Origin of the sequence: Oceanobacillus longus (assembly GCF_042650085.1) — a bacterium.
GTDB classification, from domain to species: domain Bacteria; phylum Bacillota; class Bacilli; order Bacillales; family Amphibacillaceae; genus Oceanobacillus; species Oceanobacillus longus.
In genome coordinates this window covers 43,291-61,167 of record NZ_JBHSAO010000003.1, presented here as the reverse complement: position 1 = coordinate 61,167, position 17,877 = coordinate 43,291, and the positions used below count along the sequence as shown (strand labels likewise).

Below are 17,877 nucleotides of genomic sequence, written 5' to 3'. Positions count from 1 at the left end.
TAGGAATACTCTATTTATGTTAGAATATTATATCATGAAATACCGTTAGCATAAAATTTAGATTAGTTAAATCGGTTAAGTTTTTAGTAAATTCAGTAAATGAAAACGTTACCATTTTCAATGTATTCACTTTTTTTGATAGCTTTAACACGCGGTATAAAAGGGATTTTAAAAATGTCAATCGAAAATTTGAAGTTTTTGTGATAATTTTTTATTTTTTTATTAAATATCTAGAGACACAGAAATTTGTAAAATCTAGACTATCATAATAGAAGCTTGAATGAATTATCCCCTTCCTTCATAATAAAAGTGAATACATAACGAAGGGGTTGTTGATCTTGAGCAGACCAAAAAGAAATGATCCATGTCCATGTGGAAGTGGAAAGAAATATAAAAAATGCTGTGGTGCATCCGATGTTATTGCGATAAGCCCCGAGATCTATAACATGGAATTAGAACAATTACATGCCGAGATCATATCGTTCGCGTTACATGAACACGCAGATAAAATGGAAGAAGTAGTAGCTGAATTTCCTCCGGCTTTTTTAGTAGAGGATGAGGAACAATCAGAAACCTACATGACATCTGTTAAACTATGGGCAATCATGAATGTCCCTTTATTTGATAATAACCAAACTATCTTTGATATATTTTATAATAGGCATCTATCGAAAATAAAGCATACACGTACAAAAAATACATTTGCTGAGTGGTCTAAAGCGAAGCCAGGTGTATTTGACATTCAATCTATTGACGAAGATGCACAAAAGGCAACTGTTTGTAACATTATTACAGATGATATCTATGAAATTCCCTATAGGGAAGATGATGATTTTGAAGAAAATAACATCGCTATAGGGATACTTATCCCATATGTACAACACCATAAATTTTTCTTTACGATGCTTGAAGTATTCGAGGATATGAAGGAAGAAATCGTGTACCTTTCCCAAGTATATACAAATAAAGACGGCGGTTTAGAAAAGAATTTCCCACCATTTTTAGCTGATGTACTTATGCTTGAATCTGACGTTTTAGAATGGGATAATCAAGCACAAGAAATGGTCGCTGAACTATTCACAAGAAATATGAAGACAAAGGGCGCAGATGATGAACTTATTTCTGTAGGTGTTTTACTTTGGAACATCTATTGTAAAAAGGCACACCCATTATTTAAAAAATTAGGCTCCTATGCTGCAGCCGTAGATTACTTCCTACAAGTTAACTTCACGGATGACCCTATGACACAAAATCAGATTGCGATAGAATACGGAACAACTGCAGCAACTGTCTCAACCAATTATCGCCGGTTAGAAAAAGTCTTGGATGAAGAGATGGCAAATATGATGGAAAAAGATATTGATGGTGACACCGTCCATACACCAGTAAGTTCAAATATGGAACATGAAATGCGGGATATTCAGAAACACTTGGAAGGAATGGATTTTTCCTCAGAAGAAGAATTAAAGGCTTATCTCAATGATTTGCTGGCAAATGGTGGAATACCCTCTACGCCTTCCACTTCTTCTCGTGACCGTGCACTGGACAAATTATTTCAAGCAGCGCAAGCACATGGTTATAAACGAACACAATTAATTAATGAAGCATTAAGCATTTATCCAAATAGTCCTGACGCTTATATACTCCTGGCAGATGATGCAAAAACAATCAATGAACAACGACAACTTATCCACCAAGCGATGATTGTTGGAAAGAAAGACTTAGGGGAGAATTACTTCAAAGAAAATAGAGGCCATTTCTGGTCATTAATTGAAACACGTCCCTATATGCGGGCAAAAGAAACCTACGCTACTCTCATGTATCATTTATCCGATGTACAAGAAGCAATGCTGCATTACGAAGAATTAATCGAGCTGAACCCGAATGATAATCAAGGAATCCGCTATCGTTTATTGCCCATTTACATCGAAGAAGAGATGTATACAGTAGCACAAAGCTTGATGAAGGTTTTTGAAGAGGATGATACTGCGAACTTCTGCTTTAATAAAGCTTTAGTGCATTATTACATCAAAGGAATAACTTCTGAAACAAAATCATTGTTGAAAGATGCCAATAAGCAAAATCCATTTGTAAGAGACTATTTGTTAGGGAAAAAGCCTATTCCAAACCAGGGTTACAACCATACTGGATTTGGTGATGAAACAGAAGCAATCGTTTATGCTCAGGAACATATACACCTATGGAGTGGAAAGCATAAATTGTTGAAAGAATTATAAGATTGAAAGGCTAGTTTTGAGCAAAGGCTGCTTCAACTAGCCTTTCTAATCTCTTTTAAGTCTTAGCAAATTTATTTCAGGCGTGTTAAACAATCGAAACTTTATAAAAGAAAGCGCATCACTACTCCCCCAATCCTGTACTGACATATTGATTTGCTCTCATAAAGATTCATAAGTAATCATACCAACAAAAGCTAATAATTGGACTCATCACCCTAAAACCAGTATCATTTCTTACTAATATAAGGAGTGATAAAATGACATCTAATCATATAAATACGTTCAATAATATCCCATTATCTGTACTGGATTTAGCACCTATCACAGAAGGCAGTAATGCAACACAGTCTTTTAAAGAAAGCGTTGAATTAGCTCAACATGTTGAAAAGTGGGGGTTTAACCGTTATTGGCTGGCGGAACATCATAATATGCCTGGAATCGCAAGTTCAGCAACCTCTGTACTTATTGGACATATTGCTGCGAAAACAAATCATATGCGCGTTGGTTCCGGTGGGGTGATGCTTCCGAATCACGCTACACTCGTTATCGCTGAACAATTTGGTACGCTGGAATCCCTTTTCCCAGGTCGGATTGATCTTGGTTTAGGTCGTGCTCCAGGAAGTGACCAGGCTGCAGCCTATGCTTTAAGACGAACATTGAATATGGGACCGAATGATTTCCCTATGCAAGTGAATGAATTGCAGGATTATTTCTCAGATGAACCTGTATCTCGCGTAAGAGCCGTTCCTGGGCAGGGTCTTGATATTCCTCTTTGGTTACTCGGTTCCAGCGATTTCAGCGCACGACTTGCAGCACAAAAAGGATTGTATTTCTCCTTTGCCAGTCATTTTGCACCGGCATACACAATTCCTGCACTAAAACTGTATCGAGATAGTTTTCAGCCTTCAGGTACGCTTGAAAAGCCATATGCAATGGTCGGCGTGAATGTAATTGCTGCTGAGACAGATGAAAAGGCACAGTATTTAGCAAGCTCACATCGTTTACAGTTTTTAAATCTACGTAGAGGTGAACCAACAAAGCTGTTAGCACCAATCGATAATATCGATGAAGTTTGGTCACCGATGGAAAAAGCAGCTGTGGAAGAATCACTTGATCCACGCACTACGATTGTAGGTAGTCCGGAAACGGTAAGAAAAGGTCTTGCTGCTTTCCAGGAATCCACACAAGCCGACGAAATGATCATTAGCTCCCAGATTTATCACCTGGAAGATCGTTTACGTTCCTATGAAATTGTTTCAGAGTTGATGGACTAAAAAAGACAAAGGCCGGGCCGAGACCAAAACAAAAAAATAGAGCCTCCAACAGATAACCAAGGGTGCTGTTGGTGGCTCTATTCTTATTCTTTTATCTCTAATCCAAGAATTCTCGCAAATCCAATTGCCTGTTCTGTATTAACGATGCAACCTCGTAGGCTATCCAATGATACTTGCAGCTGGTCGAATGAACAACTGCTTAAATCGACTCCGTCTAATGACGTATTTGCAAAGTTTACTTCGTTTAAACTGCATCTTTCAAATGCGACCTTTTGAAAATCACATTCAAAAAAATCCCCGTTCTGAAGGGAACAATCTTCAAATGAAACCTGCTTTAATTTTGCAAACCCAAAAGAACTTAAATTACCTTGACATTTATCAAATCTGACATTGCCAAGTGAGGAATCAGAAAAATTGGTACCAAGCATTTTAGAGTTTTTGAACTCCACCCGGTGGATACTTCCCTCGCTGAAATCAGCATTCGATAAGTCACAGTGGTCGAAAACACAGTCGGTTAGCTCTATATTTTTAAACGATACTTCTTCAAAAACAACATTTTGAAACATAACTTCATCAAATGTGATGCGATGGATATTTTCCCCGAATATCGAACAGTCTTTAATGGTCATTCGATCATAATAGAGTTCTTCTTTCACTTCAAAGGGTTCCACCGGCAGATCATGAGCCATTTTTGGTTTTTGAATTTTAATTCCTGCCATACAATCGAGCTCCTTTCCGGGAAACATCTATTCCGCTTTCTTTTCCAGCAACCTCTTAATATCCTGTAGTTCTTTCTGTACTTCAGCAAGCTTAATATCCGTTGGAGTGGGCTTTTCTTCTCTGCTTGCCTCTTCCACATTGTTAACGACAACACCAACAAATAAATTAACAATGACAAAGGAGCCGATTAAAATAAATGTAACGAAATACCACCAGGCTGAGGGGTCTTGTTCCAGAATTGGTCTCATTACACCACTTGCCCATGACTCAAGTGTAATAACTTGAAATAGCGATAGCAAAGAATCATGTAGCGTACCAAAATACTCTGGTGCAATCGATTGAAACATCATCGTCCCGATTACACCATAAATGTAAAAGAATATCCCAAGTAATAACATAATCGTTCCCATTGACGGAATCGTAAGCAGGAGGGCATTTACCATACGGCGAAGGGATGGAATAATCGAAACGGCTCTCAATACACGAAGAACTCGCAATACCCTTAATACCGTTACATAATGAGCTCCAATTAATATATGGCCACTTGCCACAATAAGAAAATCAAATACATTCCATGGATCTTTGAAGAACGATCCAATTGACTTGCTTCCAATTAGCCGGATTAAAATTTCTATCGTAAAAATCCAAAGTAAAAGTAGATCAGCGATATAAATCCAATCTGAGAAATTAGTAGCGAAGTATGCGTATGTCTCAAGTCCAACTAAGATTGCATTAATTAGGATTAAGCCAATAATAATATTCATAAATATAGGATGCTCGGAGATTTCCGCGCATTTTTTTCTTAAATCGTTCATAATAAAAATTTTCCCCCTTACACGAGTATTTTACTTTCTTGTTGCGCATCTGTCACTTTTTCTGATGAATTGTCATTTTTTCTTAATTAATATGTCCTTTTTAGCCTTAATTTTTAACAAATTATCAGTTTCCGTTATAAACAGGATTAGTTATCAGGCAAACATGGGAATATGAATAGGGATAAGGAGTGGGAAAATGAAGAAGAAACCAATTATAGGAATAACAAGCTCAATTATGGATATTGAAATAAAAGGTGAAATAAATCCTGCCGTTCATACGAATCATCAATATGTTAAATCCGTTACTGAAATTGGCGGCATACCAATTGTAATACCAGTTTCCAATGAAGATATGGCCAAAGAATATGTGAATCTTTGTGATGGGATTATTTTCACTAGTGGTGAGGACGTGGATCCTTCAAGGTACAATCAAGACCCTTCAGATGAATTACAAAAAATTAATTTTGCAAGGGATGAAACGGAGTTGCCCCTTGTAAAGTATGCGGTTGATAAAAAAATTCCTATTATGGGTACATGCCGAGGACTTGCGATAATTAATGTCGCACTTGGGGGAACGATGAAACAGCATCTGGAATCCGAACATCATCAGGAAGCTTATCGAAAACTACCTACCCATGAAATTAATATTGAAGAAGACAGTCAACTTTTCCACTTATTTGGGGAAAAGAAAGCCATGGTAAACAGTAAGCATCATCAAGCGGTCGATCAGTTAGCTGATTCACTTACAGTAGCTGCTACTTCAGAAGATAATGTCATTGAGGCTGTAGAAGCTAAAAAGAAAAATCAATTCATTCTTGGACTGCAATTCCATCCGGAAGAATTGTTTGCTGTCGATACAAAGATGCTAAACTTGTTAATGCGTTTCAGGGAAGCATGTGAAAAGAAGGGGTGAAAAAGAGACTGGGACAAAAGTGTTTTAACCAAAGTAAAATCCGAACATAGTTGGTGCATATATACCGCTACGGAAATACACTACGCTTTCCGCGGGCGCTGCTGAGCCTACTCCGAGCTATCGCTCTACGTAGTCTCACCTAGGCTTTTCATCCCGCAGGAGTCTCCGTGTATTTCCTTCGCTATTATGGCGAAATGTTCGGCTTTGAGTTAAACACTTTAGTTATGTCCCAGGCTCTTTCAATTTAAATTGTACCTATTACACATGCCTGACATTTTTCATAATAAATCTGCTCTTGGGAATCGATGGTATTCTTAGTTTACTATAGTTTAAGTCCTGCAATGGTACATCATAGTCAATTTTACCCGATAAATACTTCAAACTTGTATTCATGATTTGAACGGTAATCCCTTCGCCGGCACAACGGTGTCCAATATCGTATTCTCCACCACCCTGAGGGATAAAATTGAACGGGCTGCCATCCCACTCAGAAAATCTTTCCGGCCAGAAAATGTCCGGATATTCCCATAGTTCTGGACTATGATTTGTACCATATATATCGAGTAATACTAACGTCCTTTTTTTAAATTCGTAGCCTTTCCATGTAAATTTTTCACGAACAAGTGCACCAAGAAAGGGGCCAAATGGATAGTAGCGTCGAACTTCCTGAACAAACATTTGACGATAACCCGCCTCGTCAGTGAATACTTTATTCCTTTTTTCTGGATTTTCATGTAATGCTACAGCACCAAATGTAATAAATCTACCGATAGCAACAATGGGGCGCAGAATATTTATCAATTCCACGGCTGCCGTTTTTATATCAAGCAAGTTTCCCTTAGGGTCTTCATGCCAAGCTATCTGATATAAAGCCGTATCTTCATCTGCGGCTATCTTCCCTGTGCGAACTTGTCTTATCATATAGGAAATCCAACGTTCTGTTCTTGTACGTGCTCTTCTTCCTTCCCAATGTCTTGGACCAACAGCTCCGAAAGCATCAATCATGGCACTAAGGTCCATCGTTCGAAGTTCTAAATCCTTCGCCCATAATGGGACACCTGCCCAACTGCAGGCAATGCGGCACATAATTTCCTCCGCTTCCTCAAATAAAACTACAGCATCCATGGACTTCCACTTATCAATTGCAATTTGCCATTGCTTTTCCGTAATTTCATCCAATACTTTCAGACACTCTGAAGACATGAGGGACATAAACATAGCTTTACGATGGCGATGTTCCTCGCCATCCAACCCCTGCACGCCACCTTCACCAAATAAACTCTTTTGAATTCTTCCTGGCGCAACACCTTTTCTTTTAAAACGATTCGTATCATAGAAAATCTCGGCGGCATCTTTGCCGCTTATACAGATTGTCTTTTTCCCAAGTATGCGCGTCTCCACGATTTTCGAATCAAATTTACGTACTCGATTTGGAATAAAATCATATCCTTCTTTCAATAAGGAGAGTGTGTGATCTAAACCTTCTTCTTTTGAAACAGTATTTGTTGAAACCATTTATTCCTTGTCCCCTTTAAAAAACATGATTATAATAAGTTTTCCCAAGATCACATAATATGAAACAATAGAAAACGGATAGAAGAAGGCAAGCAATCCTTACAAAAAAGATTACTTGCCTTCTTCTTTATGTCTATTTACTTCCATAACATCCTTTAGCTCATCTTCCACTGTTGAGTCGGCCATCTCTACACCTGCTGTATATGCTGCTCTTGTAATCAGATGACCTGCCACTGGAGCAGTCAGAAAGACAAACACAATTCCAAGGAGTAATCGTACACTGTAAAAACCTTGTTCCACCGCAAAATATAGAAACGCTCCTGAAAGTGTCAATAACACTGCTAAAGTTGAACTTTTCGTACCAGCATGGGAACGAGTATATACATCAGGAAAACGAATAATACCGATCGCACTAATTACAGCCATAATGGCTCCAATAAGCATGAAAAGGGCTGCAATAAATTCAGTCATTTCTTTTACGTTCAATGATGACACCCCTCTCTATGTATTTGGAGAATGCAATGGTACTAATAAAGGCTAAAATAGCCAATATAAGAATAACTTCCAGGTATGCTTTCGTACCTTGTAAAACAGATATAATCGCAATGGATGAAACAAGCATGACACCGATCATATCAAGAGCAACCACTCGATCAGGTAAGCTTGGTCCGGCGATGATACGATAAGCACTTATCGCAATTGCTATCCCATACAAAGCAAGGGCAGTATATAGCATGGCACTAATCATTACCTCATCACCCCCATAATCGCTCTTTCAAATTTGTCTAATGAGCGTAAAAGCATATCCTTCGATTCTTCCACATCCATTGCATGAATATAAAAGGCATCTCCTTTAGGTGTCACTTGAATGACGACAGATCCCGGGGTTAATGTTAGAAGCAGGGCAAGGGTAGTAATTTCCCATTCACCCCTTAAAACAGTTTCATATTTAAAAATACCTGGTTTGATACGAATTTTAGGACTTAGTATGTGTCTTAATACGAGTACAGTGGACTGAAACAGTTCTACATTAAAAATAATAACGAGCTTTATTAATGCAAAGAAGCGGCTCAAATAAAATCGATCACCAAAAAATCGATGCATTAAAAATACAATAACAATCCCAACTAAATACCCCATCACCAAGGTCGTAAATTTCAATTCATCCTCATCACTGATCAAGGTCCATAGTACTGCGACAAATACATTTAATAAAAATTGGGCAGGCATTCCAGTTCCACCTCCTCTTGATTGAACACGATTTGGTTACTCATTCAAAACCGCATCAATGTATATTTGCGGATTCATTAAGGTAGTTGCTGCATCTTTTACATAGACAGCAAGTGGCTCAGCACCAAAACCTAATCCGATCGTTCCAATCGTCAGTAAAATACATGGTACGATCCAACCCTTTTTCATCGGAATTTTATCTTCCTTACTAATAATTGTCTCTCCCCAAAAACTGTTCAGAAAAATTCGAAGCAACGAATACAGAACGAAAATACTGGAAATAAAGGCAAGTGCCAAGAGAATGTACGAACCTGCTTCAACCGCTCCTTGGCCTACTAAAACTTTTCCGATAAAACCACTTAGCGGAGGAATTCCTGCTAGAGAAAGCATGACGATAAAGAAAATCCATCCAAACAAAGGGTAATTTCGAATCAGGCCACTCATATTGTCAATTCGCGTTTCCCCGGTTACGGCAATCATTGTACCTGCAAGCAAGAATAGGAGAGCTTTTACAATCATGTCATGAATCAAGTAGTAGATGGACCCCTCCATTGCTGTTGTCGTCCCCACTGCAAGTCCGACTAATATAAAGCCCACGGCAATAACAACATTATACGCAATAATCTGGCGTATATCCTTATATGCAATCGCACCAATACTACCACCTATTAAGGTTAGTCCTGCCAGAACTCCAATAAGTGAATGGGTGATGCCCTGCTCATGATAAAACAACAATGTAAAGATACGAATCATCGCGTATATTCCGACCTTAGTCAGCAACGCCCCAAACAATGCAGCTACAGCAGTTGATGGTACACTGTACGCGCCTGGCAGCCAAAAATATAGCAGCAAGCCTGATTTCAGTGCAAATACTGTTAAAAATACAATACTTATTACTGTCAACAGAGGGGTCTGACCCGATTCAGCAATTCGCTCAGATAAATGGGCCAGATTCAATGTACCAACTGTCCCATATAAATAAGCGATCGCAATAAGAAATATCCAGGAAGATATTACATTGATCACAACATATTTGATTGACTCTCTCAATTGTCCTTTTTTGCCGCCGAGGGCAACAAGTACATAAGAGGCCAGAAGCATAATTTCAAAGCAAACATAGAGGTTAAATAAATCCCCTGTAAGAAAGGAGCCATTCACACCCGCAATTAGAAAGTTAATAAATGAATAGAAGTACATCTTTTCATGTTCTTTTCCAATAGATGAAAATGCGTAAATTAAGCAAATTGCCGTAACGATACTAGTAATTAGTACAAGAATAACAGAAAAAGAATCCGCTACAAACAGAATTCCAAACGGTGGTTCCCACCCTCCAAAATCAAGTCTGATTATACCTTCAGTCTGAATACGATCTAATAAGTAAACTGCTATACCTGTATTTACAATCATTACAGAAAAACTGATCCATCGTTGCGCCTTGATATACGGACGCAAGAAGATCAAAATAATGCCGACCATTACAGGGATTACCATTGGCAAGACGAGAATATTATTCATGTTTAGTCCCCCGTAATTCATCCAGTTTATCTGTCCCTGTTTCCTGATACGTACGATAGGTTAAAACAAGCGACACTGCAGTTACAGCAAAACTGATAACGATAGAAGTTAAGATGAGTGCCTGTGGAAGCGCATCAACAAAGACCCCATCACCCTCACCTAATATGGGTACACTTCCGCTCTTCAGTCCACTGCCCATTGTCAAAATCAGCAGATGTGCTGCATGTGAAAGGATCGCTGTTCCTAAAATCACTCGGATTAAACTTTTCGAAAGAATTAAATAGGTAGCAACCGTTACTAATACACCTGCCAGGATGGTTATTAACGTTTCCATAGCTTACACATCCTCACTAATACTTAGAATTATCGTAACTACTACCCCTACTACAACAAGTGCTACCCCTGCCTCAAAGATCGTAACAGTAGTCAACTCCGTTTTCCCGAAAAAAGGAAGGTCAAAATACGCAAAGGACTGACTCAAAAACGGAACACCAAACAATAACGAGCCAAAACCAGTACCCACTGCTATAAAAGCACCGAAAGCAGCAACTAATTTAAAATCGACGGGTATTGCCTGCTGAACGGTTTCGATATCGTAAACAATAAAAAGCAGAACAAGGGCAGAAGCAAGCACAAGCCCACCAATAAACCCTCCGCCCGGACTGTGATGACCGGATAAAAACAAATAAATCGCCAATGTTAGGATAATGAAAACAACAACTTTGGACATCGTTCTCAGTATGACATTATTAATCTTCAATGCTTTCATCCTCCTTCTTGGCCCTTAATTTGATGAATGTAAATACACCAATCCCGGCAATCAGGAGCACCACTACTTCTAGCATTGTATCCAAGGCACGGAAGTCCCCTAGAATTGCATTAACGATATTGTTCCCACCTGCAAGTTCATAGGAATCCTCAAAGTAACTGGAGATTGATTTAAACAGCTTGCCATTTTGAACTGCAAGAGCAACAATGGTGAATACAGCACCGACAGAAATAGAGATTATTAAATTTACATTTCTCGACTTACGAGGGACATCCTCTTTTTTCCAATCTGGAAGGAAATAATAAGCAACCAAGAACAAGACCGTCGTAACCGTCTCCACAACTGTTTGCGTTAAAGCCAAGTCAGGCGCCCTGAAAAGTACAAAGAATGCTGCTACCCCAAACCCTAGAATACTATTTAATAAAATTGCTGTTAGTCTTGATTTTGCAAAAAGAATCGATATACCAGCAATAATCATCACAAGCACAAGCATCCATTCAAATTCAGATATCTCCGCATTTCCGGAAATATCAAATTGATATGCACCGGTATAATAAAGTGTCCCTCCAATTGCAATAACAAAGAAAAGGTAAATATAAACCATATAATCGCGGAGATATCCGGTCATATATGTATTTGTAATTGCTGTGGAGCCTTCTTCCAATTGAACAAGTAAATTGCTGTAAAGACTATTAAACGACCATTTTTCGGGAAGGATGCGATAAACAACCATCCATTTTTTTCTGGACTTGTATAAAAGGAATCCAAAGATAACGACTCCAATCGTCATCCATAATTCCATACCGAAACCATGCCATGCAGATACATGAACTCCAAGATTCCCCACTGCAAATGTAGGGAAAATACTTGTCATTGCTGGTGTAAGTAAATAGTCACCCAATAAATTCGGAAAGAAAAAGATTCCCACGATAAGCAATGCTAGGATTCCAGGTGCAATCAGCATACCGATAGGAGGATCCTTGGCCGAGTGCTCTAATTTTTCTTCCTGATAAGGACCAAAAAATGTTTTAAAGACAATAATCATGGAGTAGACAAAAGTAAATATACTCGCTACCCAAGCAATAATTGGTATCAATGTGCCCCACGTATCCAATGAGAATATTCCGGCCTCACCAATCGTTAGAACAGCTGTAAAGAACATCTCCTTACTCAAAAAGCCATTAAAAGGTGGCAATCCAGCCATGGAAAAGCTGCCAATCATAGCAATCGTAAATGTAACAGGCATGAGGGTCATCAGTCCGCCAAGTCTTCGGATGTCACGTGTTCCAACCTCGTGATCGACAATACCAACGACCATGAATAAAGCACCCTTAAATGTTGAATGATTTACTAAATGAAATAATGCAGCAAAGGTAGCTTGGGTATATACGACAGATTCTGTAGAATAACCAAAATGAAGGGCGGCAGAACCTAAGCCAAACATACTCATAATCATACCGAGTTGACTGACGGTTGAATAAGCGAGTAGTGCTTTCAAATCAGTTTGTCGAACCGCATTAAACGCGCCCCAAAATAAGGTTATTAAGCCAATACCAGTTACCAGCCAGAACCAGGTTGCCTCCACACCAAAAATAGGAGTAAATCTGGAAACAAGATATATTCCTGCCTTCACCATTGTTGCAGAGTGTAAATATGCACTAACAGGCGTTGGAGCTTCCATCGCATCCGGAAGCCAAATGTGGAATGGAAATTGTGCCGATTTGGTAAAGGCACCGAGTAAGACAAGTAGCATGGCAGGAATAAATAGAAGATGGTCTGTAAAACTACCGGCACTGGAAATAACTTCTCTAATACTCCATGTACCTGTCATCACATAAATCATAATAAAACCGATTAGCATTGCGATACCACCGGTTACTGTAATCAATAACGACTTTTTAGCACCATCTCTAGACCGTTTACGCTGATACCAGAACGCAATTAGTAGAAATGACGATATGCTCGTCAACTCCCAGAAAACATAGAGCACCATCATATTATCTGACATCACAACACCAAGCATTGCACCCATAAACAACATTAAATAGGTATAGAAATGCCCTAAAGATTCTTTGGCAGATAAATAAAAGATGGAATACAATATAACCAGTGATCCTATACCCGTTATTAAAAGCGCAAGAATCAAACTTAAACCATCCAGGTAAGCTGTAAAATTGATACCGTAAGAAGGAATCCAATTAACGGTATGGGTATATGTCTCTCCGCTTGCTATCCCGGGAATATATCGAGCAAGATAAATAAATAATATGGTAGAAATCAGAATTGCAAACCAGCCTATATGTACCTTACGTATTTTTCTATATAAATAAGGAAGACATGCAGCTGCAATAAAAGGAAGTATTATTGCAATAATCAATGTTGACAAGTTCAAACCTCCAATCAAGATACAGTCCGTTCACCTCCTGAAAATTTACGCACAGAAAAAGTAAAATCCGAACCAACAACTACATACTATTCGATTTACACCTTTTATACATACATGGAATAAACACAAAAAGGCAGAATTTAGATTAAGGGGCCCAAGTGTTAGGGCAATTAAGAGAATAGTTGCAGCGCATGCACTTCATGAGTCTTTGTGGAATAAATAGAGTGTAGTAACAAAATTATATAATAATTACAGTTATTTTTAGTCGAAGAAGAACGTAAATCTTCTTGGGATTTTGATTTTGGAGATATCGATAAGATCCATTTTAATTATACAGGAAATTCAGGTAGTACGCATTTTTTAAAAACTAGCCACCAGGAATGATATTAACTGGCATTAATAGTACAAATCACGTATGCTAAAGGATATTATGAAGAGGCTCAAAAAAATAAATAGTAATATTTTATTTTTAGGGTTCACGAGCCTGATTTAACGTGTTAGAATGATACAGTTTCAATGATAAATAAATTAAAATCAGTGTTTATTTGCACTTTTTCCAACTATATAAACGAGCTATTAAACAAGGCCCTTGCAGTGATAATCAATTAGGACCGGCTAAATCGCAATGAATATTTTAAGAGGTGAATATACCAATGAAAAAAATTAGAGGTCGTATGGATGAAAGTATCCTAGTTTGTGTTTATTATGGTCCGAATGGCGAGCGCTTGATTAAACGTGGTCACAAGTTGTCACAAATCATGGATTGTCCGCTATATGTCCTAACAGTTGATGCATTACCGTATGACGAGTTTGATGCAGAGAAATCTGGTTATGTTGATCGCTGGAAGGAACTATGCGATGAACTAGAGGTTGAGGAATTTATTATCCGTGATAATGAAAAACGCTCTTCCGTTAAGGCTATCGCAGAAGTTGCGCATAATCATAACATTACGCAAATCATTATTGGACAAAGCCCACAAAATCGCTGGGAAGAAATTACAAAAGGATCCTTTGTTAACGTACTTTTACGTGCGATGTCCTTTATCGACATCCATATTGTATCCATTGATCGAAGACTTAAGAGTACAGAAGAGATGTCATTTGAAAAGGGTGTACGTGGATTCCTTCAAAAAGATGAAAATGGTAACTACAGATTAAGTTTTGCGAGATCCAAGGACAATTTATATGAGGGCATCTTCTATAAAGAAATAGGAACAGACTTTAACAATGGTGTATTTAAATTTATTAATAGTCAAGGTAAAACATGCCAAGTTCATGTAACTGAAGATGTTATAACAGGTCAACTTGCAGACCCACCAAACGTAAAAAAATAATCGATGATGTACTTCAAAATAGAGATGGCTATACGAGTAGAGCAGGCGTCCTTACAGGGATGCCTGCTTTATTTATTTTTATTTCAGGCTGTTTTCTAGAAGATTTCCTAAAATCTATAAACTGTGAAGTAACTGCTTTTCCCGCCGTCCGTGATCGCTCTGGGCGGATGCTTTCCGCGGGCACGGCCTCAGCCTCCTCGCGGAAAACCACCGCTGCGGGGTCTTCGGTCACGTGCTGTTCCCGCAGGAGTCACCGCCCGCCGCTCACCCGGACTGGTGGAGCTGTATGTTGCTATTTTAGCTATGCAAGTATAGTAATTATTAGCAACCTTCTAAATAGCTCTGGGAAATATACGGAGACTCCTACGGGAAGAGAGCATAGGTGAGACACTGAAATGCGCCAGCATGAAGGGGATCACCAGCCGCCTTAGGATGCGCGCAGTGTATTTCCCAGAGTGGTCGCCGAAGTTTCCTATACTAGTTCTTATTTTATCTCAACTGTATAGGATTCTAAAGCAACAAACGAAATGACCCTTATTACTAATACATATGTGGTACACGGCTTTTAAAAATGGGTACATCCTTGCGTATTTCTTTTACTAAATCCAATGTAATGGACTCGATTAACGTCTCTTCTTCTGTTTCACTGCCAACTTTTAGAATTTTCCCTCGAGGGTCTATCATCATAGAAGTTCCCGCAAAGTCTTCATTATTGTATTCACCTATTCGATTGCAGGAAACAACAAAAAACTGATTTTCAATTGCACGGGCGATTTGCAGTGCCTTCCAATGATCTTTTCTAACTGTCGGCCATTCAGCGACGACATACATGACTTCCGCGCCTTCTAGGGCTAGTTTCCTGGCAAGCTCCGGGAACCGCAAATCGTAGCAAATAATGATCCCCATTTTCACACCATCCAACTCAAATACCTGCACCTTCTCCGCTCCCCCAGTCAAATAAACCGGTTCATCCAACATTGGTACAAGATGGATTTTATCATACGTATACACAAGCTCTCCTTCTCGATTAACTACAATACTCGTATTATAAATTTTACCATTTTTCATATTGGCTATCGATCCACCAATAATATTAATGTGGTACATCTTTGCAAGATGCTGTAGAAAAGATGTTGTAGGCTCACCATCCGTATCGGCATAGTTTTCCAAATCCTCCAACGTATAAGCTGTTGTCCACATCTCCGGCAGAACAACGATATCTGGTTGTTCCTTTTGCGCAATCTCTTTTACCCATTTTCCAACTTTCAATCGATTTGCTTCCGGATCCCCCGGAATAATATCCATCTGATAAATCACATGCTTCATCGTGCCTGTCACTCCCCGAATTTTGTCGATTTTTGTATATTAGTTGTTTTAGTCAGTTATGGCTATTTAAACCATCCTTTTTCTTTCAGTTTGGAAATGGCTTCAATGCGATTGCCAACATGTAATTTATCCATAATGGTTGATACGTAATTCCGAACTGTACCGTTCGTCAAATAGAGCTGACTTGCGATTTCTTTCGTGTTCTTGCCGTCAGCAATCAATTTGATAACTTCTTCCTCACGTTCGGTTAGTGGATTTTCTTCTGAATACGCCATATCTATTAACTCTGGAGCATAGACTTTACGTCCATCCAGTATGACACGAATCGAATCTGCTAATTCCTCGCTTGGACTGTCTTTTAGTAAATAGCCATTTACATTCGCTTTACGCGCTCGTTCAAAATATCCTGACCGTGCAAACGTCGTTAAGACGATTACTTTACATGAACTATCCTTTAATGCTTCAGCTGCATCCAAACCTGTCATGACAGGCATTTCAATGTCCATAATACATATATCCGGTTTATATTGTTCAACTAACCGCAATACCTCCTGGCCATTTCTAGCTTGCCCGACTACTTCCATGTCTTCCTCCATATCGAGCAAAGCGCCTAATGCACCAAGCAGTAAACGCTGGTCCTCGGCTATTACAATGCGTATCACGTTGATTCCCCCTGTTCCATTTGTTGAATAACACGCGGCACCCGGATCGTAAGTTTTGTTCCATTTTTTGAAATGATTTTCAAACTGCCATTAACAAATTCAAGCCGTTCCTTCATTCCGATAATGCCATTTCCTAGAAGTTTGTTTGAAACTTCAACACCTTTTCCATTATCCTGAATAGTAACAATCCATTCCTCATGTGATTGTTCAATAGAAATATGACACTCTGTTGCACCACTATGTTTAACAACATTCGTAATGGATTCTTTTACACACATACCCAATACGTTCTCAACCAGTAGTGGAGTATCTTCGAGCACTGGGTCGCCATCCAGATGGAACTCAATTTGAGCTGCATCCAAAAGCTGCCTTACACGAATGATTTCTTCTCTTAATTTAGTACCCTTCATATCAGCAACCAATTCGCGGACTTCCTTCAATGCCATTCTCGCAGTTTGATGAATATCCCTTAGTTCCAAAGCAGCCGATTCGGGTTTAGCTTTGATTAGCTTTCCTGCAAGTTCACTTTTCAAACCAATCAAGGAAAGCTTTTGACCCAATGTATCATGTAAATCACGAGCAATTCTTTCCCGTTCTTCGACTATTAGTAACTCTGCAATTTTCTCTTGTGCGTCTTCCAATTGACCTTCAAGATTTTCCCGTTTATTCCGGTTATACATATTGAACGGAAGTAGGATAACTCCGATCAAACATAAAACAACGAAAGGAAATTGGGGAGAAAGAACTGGACCCTGAGTGGAAAATCCAAGTGTGATGGCTGCAATTGTTGTAACGAGATGTACGACATATAACGTAATGAAACCTGCTCTATTATGAATATTACCAATAAAGAAAGCGAGAAATAGTGAAAAATAAACATAACCGAAATACAGAGTCATTCCAATACTTATAGCTATTTCTATTCCTACCGATACATAGACAGTCCACCCTTTTTTTATAAACGCCAAGCGATAAGTGACAAAAAACAGTACAATCATTAAAATTCCTATAATAATCTCAGCAACCGTTGATGAACGAAATATAAAATAAAATGGAAGAAGACAAAACGCAATCCATGCATAGAGACTTAATCCTGTATTTTTCGGAAAAATATGGTACCAATGCTGCAAATTAATCTCTCCCATAATAATTTAATTTCTCATTTCTATTTTCAAGTATAA

General features: G+C 38.7%; 17 protein-coding genes. 4 read left to right on the top strand and 13 right to left on the bottom strand.

Annotation, left to right across the window (positions count from 1 at the left end; all coding sequences use genetic code 11):
• Positions 1-338 precede the first annotated feature (338 nt).
• Together ACFOUV_RS06230 and ACFOUV_RS06225 are read left to right on the top strand one after the other, a co-directional pair.
• Positions 339-2,237, top strand: coding sequence for an SEC-C metal-binding domain-containing protein (locus tag ACFOUV_RS06230; protein ID WP_379495927.1), 1,899 nt, complete (start codon positions 339-341; stop codon positions 2,235-2,237).
• Between the two features lie 257 nt (positions 2,238-2,494).
• Complete coding sequence (locus ACFOUV_RS06225; protein ID WP_379495926.1) at positions 2,495-3,511, top strand: LLM class flavin-dependent oxidoreductase; 1,017 nt, start codon at positions 2,495-2,497, stop codon at positions 3,509-3,511.
• Positions 3,512-3,594: 83 nt separating this feature from the next.
• On the opposite strand, the gene ACFOUV_RS06220 is transcribed toward ACFOUV_RS06225, so the two are convergent.
• On the bottom strand, positions 3,595-4,230 hold the full coding sequence (locus ACFOUV_RS06220; RefSeq protein WP_379495925.1) for a pentapeptide repeat-containing protein: 636 nt from the start codon (positions 4,228-4,230) through the stop codon (positions 3,595-3,597).
• Positions 4,231-4,257: 27 nt separating this feature from the next.
• Positions 4,258-5,046, bottom strand: a complete 789-nt coding sequence (locus tag ACFOUV_RS06215) for an ion transporter (protein ID WP_379495924.1) — start codon at positions 5,044-5,046, stop codon at positions 4,258-4,260.
• Positions 5,047-5,242: 196 nt separating this feature from the next.
• Between ACFOUV_RS06215 and ACFOUV_RS06210 the strand changes: the two genes are divergently transcribed.
• A complete protein-coding gene (locus tag ACFOUV_RS06210) occupies positions 5,243-5,959 on the top strand; it encodes a gamma-glutamyl-gamma-aminobutyrate hydrolase family protein (RefSeq protein WP_379495923.1) in 717 nt (238 codons plus the stop codon).
• A 258-nt stretch (positions 5,960-6,217) separates the two neighbouring features.
• Here ACFOUV_RS06210 and ACFOUV_RS06205 read toward each other — a convergent pair whose 3' ends face one another.
• The 8 genes from ACFOUV_RS06205 to ACFOUV_RS06170 all read right to left on the bottom strand — a co-directional run bounded on the left by ACFOUV_RS06205 (position 6,218) and on the right by ACFOUV_RS06170 (position 13,374).
• Positions 6,218-7,474 carry a cytochrome P450 gene (locus ACFOUV_RS06205; protein ID WP_379495922.1) on the bottom strand — a complete coding sequence of 419 codons (1,257 nt, stop codon included), beginning with the start codon at positions 7,472-7,474 and terminating at the stop codon, positions 6,218-6,220.
• A 111-nt stretch (positions 7,475-7,585) separates the two neighbouring features.
• Positions 7,586-7,960 carry a Na+/H+ antiporter subunit G gene (locus ACFOUV_RS06200; RefSeq protein WP_379495921.1) on the bottom strand — a complete coding sequence of 125 codons (375 nt, stop codon included), beginning with the start codon at positions 7,958-7,960 and terminating at the stop codon, positions 7,586-7,588.
• Positions 7,938-8,222 (bottom strand): Na(+)/H(+) antiporter subunit F1, encoded by a 285-nt coding sequence (locus ACFOUV_RS06195; RefSeq protein WP_379495920.1) that lies wholly within the window; start codon positions 8,220-8,222, stop codon positions 7,938-7,940. Before ACFOUV_RS06195 ends, ACFOUV_RS06200 begins: the two co-directional genes overlap by 23 nt.
• Positions 8,222-8,704, bottom strand: coding sequence for a Na+/H+ antiporter subunit E (locus tag ACFOUV_RS06190; RefSeq protein WP_379495919.1), 483 nt, complete (start codon positions 8,702-8,704; stop codon positions 8,222-8,224). The genes ACFOUV_RS06195 and ACFOUV_RS06190 overlap by 1 nt, the downstream gene beginning before the upstream one ends.
• A 36-nt stretch (positions 8,705-8,740) precedes the next feature.
• Complete coding sequence (locus tag ACFOUV_RS06185) at positions 8,741-10,219, bottom strand: Na+/H+ antiporter subunit D (protein WP_379495918.1); 1,479 nt, start codon at positions 10,217-10,219, stop codon at positions 8,741-8,743.
• Positions 10,212-10,553 (bottom strand): Na(+)/H(+) antiporter subunit C, encoded by a 342-nt coding sequence (locus ACFOUV_RS06180; protein WP_379495917.1) that lies wholly within the window; start codon positions 10,551-10,553, stop codon positions 10,212-10,214. The genes ACFOUV_RS06185 and ACFOUV_RS06180 overlap by 8 nt, the downstream gene beginning before the upstream one ends.
• A 3-nt stretch (positions 10,554-10,556) precedes the next feature.
• A complete protein-coding gene (locus ACFOUV_RS06175) occupies positions 10,557-10,979 on the bottom strand; it encodes a Na(+)/H(+) antiporter subunit B (protein WP_379495916.1) in 423 nt (140 codons plus the stop codon).
• Positions 10,969-13,374 carry a Na+/H+ antiporter subunit A gene (locus ACFOUV_RS06170; protein ID WP_379495915.1) on the bottom strand — a complete coding sequence of 802 codons (2,406 nt, stop codon included), beginning with the start codon at positions 13,372-13,374 and terminating at the stop codon, positions 10,969-10,971. Before ACFOUV_RS06170 ends, ACFOUV_RS06175 begins: the two co-directional genes overlap by 11 nt.
• Before the next feature lie 653 nt (positions 13,375-14,027).
• Here ACFOUV_RS06170 and ACFOUV_RS06165 point away from each other — a divergent pair.
• The gene (locus ACFOUV_RS06165) at positions 14,028-14,708 is read left to right on the top strand and encodes a histidine kinase (protein ID WP_379495914.1); all 681 of its coding nucleotides are present in this window, start codon (positions 14,028-14,030) and stop codon (positions 14,706-14,708) included.
• A 540-nt stretch (positions 14,709-15,248) separates the two neighbouring features.
• Here ACFOUV_RS06165 and ACFOUV_RS06160 read toward each other — a convergent pair.
• The 3 genes from ACFOUV_RS06160 to ACFOUV_RS06150 form a co-directional block, all read right to left on the bottom strand.
• Positions 15,249-16,034 carry a carbon-nitrogen family hydrolase gene (locus tag ACFOUV_RS06160; RefSeq protein WP_379495913.1) on the bottom strand — a complete coding sequence of 262 codons (786 nt, stop codon included), beginning with the start codon at positions 16,032-16,034 and terminating at the stop codon, positions 15,249-15,251.
• 62 nt (positions 16,035-16,096) lie between these two features.
• Positions 16,097-16,696, bottom strand: coding sequence for a response regulator (locus ACFOUV_RS06155; protein ID WP_379495912.1), 600 nt, complete (start codon positions 16,694-16,696; stop codon positions 16,097-16,099).
• Positions 16,693-17,826 carry a sensor histidine kinase gene (locus ACFOUV_RS06150; protein WP_379495911.1) on the bottom strand — a complete coding sequence of 378 codons (1,134 nt, stop codon included), beginning with the start codon at positions 17,824-17,826 and terminating at the stop codon, positions 16,693-16,695. Before ACFOUV_RS06150 ends, ACFOUV_RS06155 begins: the two co-directional genes overlap by 4 nt.
• Positions 17,827-17,877: the final 51 nt, after the last annotated feature.